Genomic DNA, 1,510 nt, shown 5'->3' on the forward strand with positions numbered 1-1,510 from the left:
GGCCGCGCGCTTTGGCTGCCGCGCGGTGGTGGCGGCGGCCATGGCCGTGGTCGCCGCCGCCTTTCCGGTTCTGGCCAGCGCACGCGCGCTGCCGCCATTGGTGATCGCGCTGGGCTTGATGGGGGCGGCGCTGGGAATCGCGAACTGTGTCGTCAACATTCAGGCCGTCATTGTCGAACAGGCCGCCCGGCGCCCGATGATGTCGGGATTCCATGGATTTTTCAGCATGGGGGGCATCGCTGGAGCCGTCGTGATGGGCGGACTGCTGAGCCTTGGGGCGTCGCCGCTGACCGCCGACCTGTTGACCATCGGGGGGCTGATGCTGGTGGTGGTGGCCTTCGTCGCCGGGATGCTGCCGTTCGGGGCGGACCATCCGGGCCCCGCATTCGTGATACCGCATGGCATCGTCATTCTGATCGGGGCGCTGTGCGCCGTCGCGTTTCTGACTGAAGGCGCGGTACTCGACTGGAGCGGCGTGTTTCTCAACACCCGCCGGGGTCTGGACGCGCGGCATGCGGGCGTCGGCTATGCCCTGTTTGCCATCGCCATGACGCTGGGGCGCCTCTGCGGCAACCGGCTCGTCACGCGTCTGGGCATGCGGCGGGTGGTCGCGCTGGGCGGCATCGTGGCGGCCGCCGGACTGCTGCTGGTCGCGCTGATCCCGTCCGTGCCGGTGTCCCTGGCAGGCTTTGCCCTGACCGGGGCCGGCTGCGCGAACATCGTGCCGGTGCTCTATTCTGCCGCCGGACGGCAGACGGCGATGCCCGGGCACGCCGCGGTTCCGGCGGTCACGACACTGGGCAGCGCAGGCGAACTGCTGGGGCCAGCCCTTGTCGGCTTCGTGGCGCAGGGCACCAGTCTGGACGCGGCGCTGGTCCTGCTGGCAGGCGGGATGGCCGGGGTCGGGCTCTGTGGGCGCCTGCTGCGCGTCGGGCACTAAGGCCGCACGTCACCGCGATATCATTTCCGTCCCTGTCCTGCGTCCAGCACTGTCAGCACTGACTTTTTTCAAAGCCGGATCACCTGACACATGCCGCACACGCCACGCCGCACCCTTCTTCAGGCCCTGGGGGCCTCGCCGCTGGGACTGGTTCTTCCGGCTGCGGCCGACCAACCCGCGACGCAGGGCGCCACGCGCACATTCGTGCTGGTGCACGGGATGTTCGGCGGCGGGTGGGTCTGGCGCGTCGTCGCACCCATGCTCCGCCGACTGGGACACGAAGTGCACACGCCGACCCTGACGGGCCTGGGCGAGCGCAGCCATCTACTGTCCGCGCAGATCACGATCGACACGCATATCGAAGACATCTGCAACGTTCTGGACACCAACGACCTGACGAACGTCACCCTCGTTGCCCATTCCTACGGCGGCATGGTCGCGACCGGGGTCGCCGACCGGCGTCGCGCGCGCCTGCGACGGCTGATCTATCTCGACGCGCTTCTGCCCCGCGACGGCGAAACCGGGTTCGACCTGCTGCCGCCCGGCATGGCGGACCTGCGGCGGCGGGCG

General features: G+C 69.6%; 2 protein-coding genes. Both read left to right on the forward strand.

Annotated elements, in window-relative coordinates:
* Positions 1-940: MFS transporter (locus HUK82_RS16490; RefSeq protein ID WP_176614949.1), on the forward strand; the 940-nt coding region annotated here is incomplete at its 5' end.
* A 90-nt stretch (positions 941-1,030) separates the two neighbouring features.
* A partial coding sequence (locus HUK82_RS16495; protein ID WP_176614950.1) for an alpha/beta fold hydrolase occupies positions 1,031-1,510 on the forward strand: 480 nt, incomplete at its 3' end.

The sequence above is a fragment of the Ameyamaea chiangmaiensis genome (assembly GCF_013376175.1).
In the GTDB taxonomy this organism is placed as follows: domain Bacteria; phylum Pseudomonadota; class Alphaproteobacteria; order Acetobacterales; family Acetobacteraceae; genus Ameyamaea; species Ameyamaea chiangmaiensis.